Origin of the sequence: Nonomuraea marmarensis, from assembly GCF_043197025.1 — a bacterium.
Taxonomy (GTDB): Bacteria; Actinomycetota; Actinomycetes; order Streptosporangiales; family Streptosporangiaceae; genus Nonomuraea; species Nonomuraea marmarensis.
This window is the reverse complement of the sequence record NZ_JBICRM010000025.1, coordinates 142,080-149,387: the sequence shown is the minus strand read 5'-3', so window position 1 is coordinate 149,387 and position 7,308 is coordinate 142,080. Positions and strand designations below refer to the sequence as shown.

General features: G+C 69.9%; 7 protein-coding genes. 5 read left to right on the top strand and 2 right to left on the bottom strand.

Annotated elements, in window-relative coordinates; genetic code table 11:
* Positions 1-169 precede the first annotated feature (169 nt).
* Complete coding sequence (locus ACFLIM_RS33530; protein WP_393172375.1) at positions 170-1,519, top strand: alpha/beta hydrolase family protein; 1,350 nt, start codon at positions 170-172, stop codon at positions 1,517-1,519.
* A 166-nt stretch (positions 1,520-1,685) separates the two neighbouring features.
* Here the strand turns inward: ACFLIM_RS33530 and ACFLIM_RS33525 are convergent, their stop codons facing one another.
* On the bottom strand, positions 1,686-2,369 hold the full coding sequence (locus tag ACFLIM_RS33525; RefSeq protein ID WP_393172374.1) for a TioE family transcriptional regulator: 684 nt from the start codon (positions 2,367-2,369) through the stop codon (positions 1,686-1,688).
* A 78-nt stretch (positions 2,370-2,447) separates the two neighbouring features.
* Here ACFLIM_RS33525 and ACFLIM_RS33520 point away from each other — a divergent pair, with 78 nt between their 5' ends.
* From ACFLIM_RS33520 to ACFLIM_RS33510, 3 genes are all read left to right on the top strand, one after another.
* Positions 2,448-3,605, top strand: coding sequence for an erythromycin esterase family protein (locus tag ACFLIM_RS33520; protein WP_393172373.1), 1,158 nt, complete (start codon positions 2,448-2,450; stop codon positions 3,603-3,605).
* Positions 3,606-3,632: 27 nt separating this feature from the next.
* Entirely contained in the window at positions 3,633-3,818 is a 186-nt protein-coding gene (locus ACFLIM_RS33515) for a hypothetical protein (protein ID WP_393172372.1), read from the top strand.
* A gap of 619 nt (positions 3,819-4,437) precedes the next feature.
* Complete coding sequence (locus ACFLIM_RS33510) at positions 4,438-6,249, top strand: CocE/NonD family hydrolase (protein ID WP_393172371.1); 1,812 nt, start codon at positions 4,438-4,440, stop codon at positions 6,247-6,249.
* 280 nt (positions 6,250-6,529) lie between these two features.
* Here ACFLIM_RS33510 and ACFLIM_RS33505 read toward each other — a convergent pair whose 3' ends face one another.
* Positions 6,530-7,060, bottom strand: a complete 531-nt coding sequence (locus ACFLIM_RS33505; protein ID WP_393172370.1) for a hypothetical protein — start codon at positions 7,058-7,060, stop codon at positions 6,530-6,532.
* Between the two features lie 9 nt (positions 7,061-7,069).
* Here ACFLIM_RS33505 and ACFLIM_RS33500 point away from each other — a divergent pair, with 9 nt between their 5' ends.
* Positions 7,070-7,219 carry a hypothetical protein gene (locus ACFLIM_RS33500; protein ID WP_393172369.1) on the top strand — a complete coding sequence of 50 codons (150 nt, stop codon included), beginning with the start codon at positions 7,070-7,072 and terminating at the stop codon, positions 7,217-7,219.
* Positions 7,220-7,308 lie beyond the last annotated feature (89 nt).

Sequence of the window (7,308 nt, the reverse complement as noted above, 5' to 3'; positions counted from 1 at the left end):
AGCCGACCCCCACCGCCCCCGGACCAGCACACCGATCACCAACATCACGATCAACAGCACCGGCCCAGCACCCACACACCAACAAACCTTGACGGCCAGGCCCGAACCTTAACTACCCGGCCTTGGGACTAGCCCCGCTCGCCGAGGTTGTCGCAGGAGGTGGCGGCCGATGCGTCGTCGGAAAACGACCGTTCTGGCCGTGGCTCTGTGCCTGGCGCTGACCGCGAGCACGCCGGCGATCGCGGACGGGAAGGTCCTGGGCGATCAGCCGTTACCCGGTTACAGCGTCGACAACCCGCCCCTGGCCCCGGTGGTCGTGAACGGGCGGCCGAGTCGCGTGCTGCAGGGGGTGCACGGCCACGCGGCGTTCGACATCGAGGTGCCCCCGCGCTGGAACGGCGGACTGGTCATGTGGGTCCACGGCTACCGGGGGAGCACGCGGGTGCTCACGGTGGACCCGCCCGGTTACGGGCTGCGTCAGCGGCTGCTGGAGCAGGGGTACGCGTGGGCCGCCTCGTCCTACTACGCCAACGACTACGACGTACGGGCCGGCGTGCTCAGCACGCGCGACCTGGTGGACCACTTCGAGCGCGCGGTCGGCGAGCCGCGCCGGATGTTCATCGCCGGAGTGTCCATGGGCGGGCACATCGCCGCGCGCTCCATCGAGCAGTACCCGGGCCTGTACGACGGCGCCCTGCCGATGTGCGGGGTGGTCGGCGACCATGAGCTGTTCGACTTCTTCCTCGACTTCCACGTCGTCGCGCAGGACCTGGCGGACCTGCCCGCGTACCCGGTCCCGGCCGACTACGCGACCGCCGTCGTGCCGAAGATCCAGGACCGGCTTGGATTGACCGGTCTGCGCCCCGGCGGCCCCGACACCACGAACGACCTGGGCAAGGAGTTCCGCGCCATCTTCGTCAACCTGACCGGCGGCGAGCGGCCCGGCGCGCAGGCCGCGTTCGCGTACTGGAAGGACTTCCTGTTCGGGCTGGCCCGGCCGCCGGCGAGCGGCACGCTGGCGCAGGAGCCGGCCAAGGTGGCGACCAATCTGTCCACCCGCTACAGCCCGGCCGCGCCCGTGGACGTCAACGCGAGCGTGCAACGGGTGGCGCCCGCCGACCCGGTGGCCCGGCGCAGCTCGCGGCTGACCGAGGTGCCGAGCGTCTCCGGGAGGATCGACGTGCCGGTGCTGACCCTGCACGACCTGGGCGACTCATTCGTGCCGTTCTCGATGGAGCAGTACTTCCGGGCCGACGTCGCCCGGCACGGCCGGTCCGGGCTCCTCGTCCAGCGGGCAATCCGCGCGGTCGAGCACTGCGAGTTCAGCCCGGCCGAGGTCGGGGCGGCCTGGGACGATCTCGTCCGCTGGGTGCGCACCGGCACGCGACCGGCCGGGGACGACGTGGTCAGCCCGGCGGCGGTGGCGGACCCGGCCTACGGGTGCCGGTTCACCGACCCGTCGGCGCGGCCCACCGGCACCCGGGCGCTGTTCGAGGCATGCCCGGCCGCCGGCGGGTGACCGTCCAGCCGATCAGCTCCCGGGCCGACCCGCGTGAGCTGCTCGTTCCGTCCGCCCCGAGCGACAGCTTGGAGTGGATCGCGGCGCAGCCGCTTTTGCTGCAGATGGCTGCGGACGGCACGGTCATCCTGGCGGACACGCGGCGGCCGGCGGACTGCGGTCCGCCTCAGGGTTCGCGGGCGCTGAGGTAGGCGTCCAGCGCGGCGGCGCCTGTGAGCATGGCGCGGCCCCGGGCGGACAGGCGGGCGTGCCAGTCGCGCAGCGTTGATTCCAGCGGTGCGACGCCTCCGGCGGAGCGGACCTGGGCGATCAGCGGGGCGATCTGCTCCAGGAGGTAGCCGCCCCGTCTGAGCTGGTGGGCCAGGCGGGCGTCGCGTACGTCGGCCGCGCTGTAGACCCGGTAGCCCGTCTGCGGGTCGCGGGGCGGCTGGACGAGGCCCGCGCGTTCCCATTTGCGCAGGGTGGCCGGGCGGATGCCGAGCCGCCTGGCCAGCGGGCCGACGAAGGTGACGCCGCGCTCCGGCGGCACGGGGGCGAGGTCGCGGAGCGCGGTTTCGACGGCCTGGAGGGTGCGGCGGTCGTCGAGGAGCTGGGCGTGGCTCTCGTCGATGAGCCGCAGCGCCTCCTCGGCCGCGCCCCGGTTGACTGCCTGCATGATCGAGGTGGCCGTCTGATGGCCGTGTCCCGGCACCAAGCCGAGGAACGCGCGCAGGGCTTGCGCGTGCAGCGGCGTGTAGGTGCGGTAGCCGTGGGCGGTGCGTTCGGCGGCGGGCAGGATGCCGGCGTCTTCGTAGTTCCTGATCGCCTGGGTGGACAGGCCGTGCTCGCGTGCCAGGTCCACTGGTCTCATGTTGAAGGTCCCGCCTGGTAAAAGCCGAGGTTCATCGGCCAAAGTTTACACCGGCGGTTCAACGATACCGTTGAAGGCATGGACATCAAGGACACAGCCCGGCCGCTCGACGGCGCGGGCGTCTCGGGATTCCTCCGGTCGCTGCCCGCCCGGCCCCTGCTGCTCGGCCTGGGCGAGGCCAGGCACTTCGTGGAGGCGCTGCACGAGCTGCGCAACAAGATCTTCCGGCATCTGGTCGAGCACGAGGGCTACCGGTCGTTCGCCATCGAGAGCGACTGCCTCATGGGCCTGCTGGTGGACGACTACGTCACGTCCGGCACGGGCACGCTCGACGACGTCATGGAACGCGGCTTCAGCCACGGCTTCGGCGCATCCCCGGGCAACCGCGAACTCGTACGCTGGATGCGCGCGTACAACGAGGAGCATGACGAAGAGCTCCGGTTCTTCGGGTTCGACGGCCCGCTGGAGTATTGGGCGGCGAGCCCGCGCCAGGCGCTCACCGCCCTCTACGCCCTCCTCGACGGCCCGCTTCCCTGCACCAGGGAGACCCTCGACGCGCTGCTCGGCCCGGACGACCGGTGGACGAACGAGGCCACGGTCATGGATCCGTCCCAGTCGATCGGGCAGTCCGCCGACGCCCAGCGGCTGCGGCTGCTCGCCGACGACCTGGTGGCGCTGCTCGACACGCAGGTGCCGCGGCTGAGCGCGAAGGACAGGGAGCGGGCGGCACTGTACGGGCGCACCGCCGTCGGCCTGCTCCGCTACCACTACTGGATGGCCGACACGTCGCCGGCGCGGATGACGCGGCTGGCGGGCCTGCGGGACGCGATGATGGCCGCCAACCTGCGCGCCGTCGCCGAGCAAGGCCCGGCCCTGGTCTTCGCCCACAACCTCCACCTGCAGCGGAACAAGAGCCTCATGCGGCTCGGCGACCAGCCGCTGGAGTGGTCGAGCGCGGGGGCGATCATCGATGCGCACCTGGGCGACCGGTACGCCTTCCTGGTCTCCGCCTTCGGCACGGTTGGCGACAACACCCCGCCCCTGGACACCGTCGAGGGCATCCTGTCCACGCTCCCGTGGGACCACTCTCTCATCGACGCCCGCCGCCTGGCCGAGGCCGTCACGAAGCCGGCCCCGCGCATCTCCCACGATTTCGCCTATTTCCCGCTGGACCCGGCCCAACTCGACACGATCGACGGCATCGTCTTCCTCAAGGACACTGTCAGGCTGGGTTGACACGCGCATGTTTGTCAATCCAGCCTGATGTCCATTCCCACCCCCTCACGGCGGGGCTGGGCGGTGTACTCGGTCGTCACGGCCGTGGTGTTCGCGCACAAGAGCAACCACCGCTACGCCGAACTCCAGCGGAACGGGAGATACCTGCCGTCCCCGCGCGGGGTAGCGGTGAACACCTCGCTGCTCGGCGAGCTGGCGGCCGACCCTGCTTGACGCGTGGTCAGCATTGGGCCGTGAGCGTTGCCTTCCAGTAGTGTTCCGAGCCGGCGGGAGAGTAGACGGTATTGGTTTCTACACAGCTCGAGCTGTAGGCCTGCATAGCCGCTACTGCGGCGGCATGGGCGTCAGAGGGCAGATACCCATACCCCACGAAGCTCTTTTCCACGCTTGAGACGGCCATGGCCTGAGAGGCCAGGAACGGAACGACGGCACTCGCTGCGACCGCGGCGAGAATGGTGCGAGCCCTTCCTTTACTCATCGCATCCTTCCCAGGGGGTGTGATTGGAGACCCATAGGACGAGAGTTCGTCACGTATGGTAAAGCCTCCTACCCGACGACCGGAAGTGGTGCGTTGGCGACGAGTCGACTTCCGGCATCCTGCACGAGGCGGGTCACGGCGCCTGCTGCGCTCCTCATCTATCGAAAAGACCCTCGGCCGTCGTCGAAGATCGTGTGCGGTGGCATCCTTGTGAGCCCTCCACTCCCCAGACCGGACCAAGTGGGATGAGCTCAATCGACCTCTTTCTGGGCCAATCCACCCTGAAGGTCAAGTGGCGACAAATCCGGCGAAAATCGTTACTCTCCCATGGCAGCCAACGATCACGGGAGTGTCATGAACATTCGCGGGAAGGCGTCGACCGCTGTGGCGGCCGGTGCACTGGTCACTATCGCTACCCTCACCGCGGGCGGATTGCCCGCGGCTGCCCAGGCCGGAGCGGCGACTGCGGCAGCTGGGGACCCGGTCACACACGAGGAGAACCCACGGGTTCCCGAGGGCGCCGCGTGGACGGAGGAGTACTTACCGACCTCGGACAACAGTGGTGTCGAACTGCACGCCGACGTGCTGCGCCCGGCACACCTGCCGGCCGAAGCGAAGACGCCGGTGATCCTCTCGGTGGGCCCCTACTTCGCGCACGCCGGGCAGACGGGTCCCGAGGGGTGGGACAGGGTCGGACCATCGGCGCGCTTCCAGGACTTCATCGACGGCGCCGGCCTGATGGCGCGCGGCTACACCTTCGTGATGGTCGACCTGCGCGGCTTCGGCGGGAGCACCGGGTGCCTGGACTGGGTCGGCCCGGGCGAGCAGGCCGACGTCCGGGCCGCCATCGAGTGGGCGGCCAGCCGGCCCTGGTCGACCGGCAAGGTCGGCATGTACGGCAAGTCGTACGACGCCGTCACCGGGTTAGTGGGCAACAACCTCAAGCTGAAAAGCCTGAAGGCGGTCGTCGCGCAAGAGCCGGTCTGGGACATGTACAACTACTTGTTCAGCAACAAAGTTCCGCGCCCCAACGTCACGGGCACGCCGGAGGCGTACAACTCGATCGCGACGCTCCCTTCGATGGCTGACGACAGCGACCGGTACAAGGCGAACGCGGCGTACGAGGCGAGCCATCCGGAGTGCCTGAGCGACAACCTCACCAACAACAACAATCCCGACCCGCGGTCGGCGTACTGGAGCGCCCGCGACCTGGCCGCCCAAGCGGCCGGCACCAGCACGCCGTTGTTCGTGACCCAGGGGTTCATCGAGCCCAACACCAAGCCTGAGGACATGGAGGTGTACCTGGACAACCATCGGGGCCGGGAACGCGGTTGGCTCGGCCAGTGGGAGCACGTACGGGGCAACGACACCGACGCCAACGGCCGGCTGTTGCAGGGTCGTGCCGGGTGGTTCGACGAGGTGATGCGGTTCTACGACCAGTACCTCCGCGGCACCGACCCATCGGTGACCGACCCGGCGTACGCCATCGAGGACAGCCTCGGCCACTGGCGCGCCCAGAAGACCTGGCCTGTGACCGCAACGTCGTACGACGCGCGGCTCTCCTCCGGCCGGTACGTCGACAACGGCGGTGCCTCGGCGGCTGCCCGCGCGGATGACGGCCGCTGGGACATGGAGAACGCGCCGCGGATCGAGCCGCTGTCCGGCACCGAGGCGAACGCGGCCAAGCGGGGCGACGCCGCCGTCACCAGTTTCTGGACCTGGTCCACGCCCGCGCCCCAGACACTCCGGATCACCGGTACGCCGAGGATCAGGCTCAACGCGAGTACGAGCGGGAATGTGATGGTTCGCCTGTGGGACGTCGCTCCGGACGGCACGGCGACGATGTTCGACGAAAACGTCGCCCTGCTGGAGAACAGAGGACCGATCTCGTTCGACCTGAAGTCGACCGACTGGACCTTCGAGCGGGGGCACCGGCTGGGGGTCCAGATCGGGACCATCGACTCCGGCCGCTGGCGGGACGTGCCCTCGGGCCACACGATCAAGGTCTCCGACGCGCGGCTGTCCCTGGACGTGCAGGCCCCGAGGTTCGACGTGCCGACGCAGGGTGACCGCTCGCCGTACTTGGACCAGTACCTCGCGGCGAACACCACCACGCTCGGCAACGTCGGTCCCGGCACCTTCCCGCTGAGGGTCTCGCAGGGCTGACCAAGCGGCTGCCCGGTACCCGCCACAGCGGGTGCCGGGCACCCGGCCGACCCGGCAACGGCCCCGAAAGTCACGGACCCGCAGCCTGGTCTTCGTGGATACCTGTTGCTCCACACCACGGTGAACCGCATCTGCGACGCCAGCGATGACGTCAACGCACATCGACTCACGGCTACGACCCGACCGACGGGCAGCCAGAGGGCATCCCTGACCTGGCGGCGCGGAAGTTTCTGGTGTGAGTCGCGCGTGACCTGCCGGGATCCCGGCGGTGTCCGTGGCCTCAGCCGCCGGGCCCGGTGGGCTGGATCGGGGCGCCGTCGCCGTTCTCGGGCAGGTCGCCGCGCTCGACCGGGCTCGGCGGAGGAGCAGGCGTCCCGTCGCCGACGGCCGGCCGGGCGCCCTCCGCCGCCTGCTTCAGCACGGCCCGGTCCACCTGCCCGGCCGGACAGACCAGCCGCACGTAATGGCCGGCGCGCACCGCGACGTACTCCTGCCGGCCCTCGTACTCGGTGTACCAGCCGTCGCCGTCCCGCTCGCACGTGCCGGCACACGCGTACGGCCCCCGATCGACCCGCATCTCCACCTGCCTGCCGTCGGGCGCGGTGTAGAAGGCGCCGAACCCCTCCTCGTTGACCGCGCCCACCGACTGCTCGGCCAGCTCGTATCCGGGCAGGTCCACCACGTACATCAGGTCGGGCGCCACGCCCTGCCGGGTGGCCTGGTCGATCACGGCCTGGCTCAGCGCCGAGCCGGACCCGCAGCCGGACAGCACGAACAGCGCCAGCAACGCGAGCAACGGACGTAACGGCATCCTCCCAGTGTGGCGCGCGCAGGCGTCGTTCAGGTCACGCGCCAGATGTTGTCGGTGCGGCCTGCTTTGCTGATCGTCACAGCCGGAAAGACCGGCTCGGGAAAGGCGGCGAACATGGCGGACCAGCGGCTCCCGGCGGGGGACGAGGATCGTTTCTGAGACCTGGTGGAGGCGGCCTGGGCACCGCTCGGCCCGGAGGCCGGCCGGCCTGACCCACAGCGAAGATCGACTTCGTCGTCACAGATCGC

Excerpts from the sequence above, each read along its gene's own strand:
- ACFLIM_RS33505 (WP_393172370.1), bottom strand. The coding sequence starts at position 7,060 with ATGCCGTTACGTCCGTTGCTCGCGTTGCTGGCGCTGTTCGTGCTGTCC.
- ACFLIM_RS33530 (WP_393172375.1), top strand. The coding sequence starts at position 170 with ATGCGTCGTCGGAAAACGACCGTTCTGGCCGTGGCTCTGTGCCTGGCG.
- ACFLIM_RS33520 (WP_393172373.1), top strand. The coding sequence starts at position 2,448 with ATGGACATCAAGGACACAGCCCGGCCGCTCGACGGCGCGGGCGTCTCG.
- ACFLIM_RS33525 (WP_393172374.1), bottom strand. The coding sequence starts at position 2,369 with ATGAGACCAGTGGACCTGGCACGCGAGCACGGCCTGTCCACCCAGGCG.
- ACFLIM_RS33510 (WP_393172371.1), top strand. The coding sequence starts at position 4,438 with ATGAACATTCGCGGGAAGGCGTCGACCGCTGTGGCGGCCGGTGCACTG.
- ACFLIM_RS33515 (WP_393172372.1), top strand. The coding sequence starts at position 3,633 with ATGTCCATTCCCACCCCCTCACGGCGGGGCTGGGCGGTGTACTCGGTC.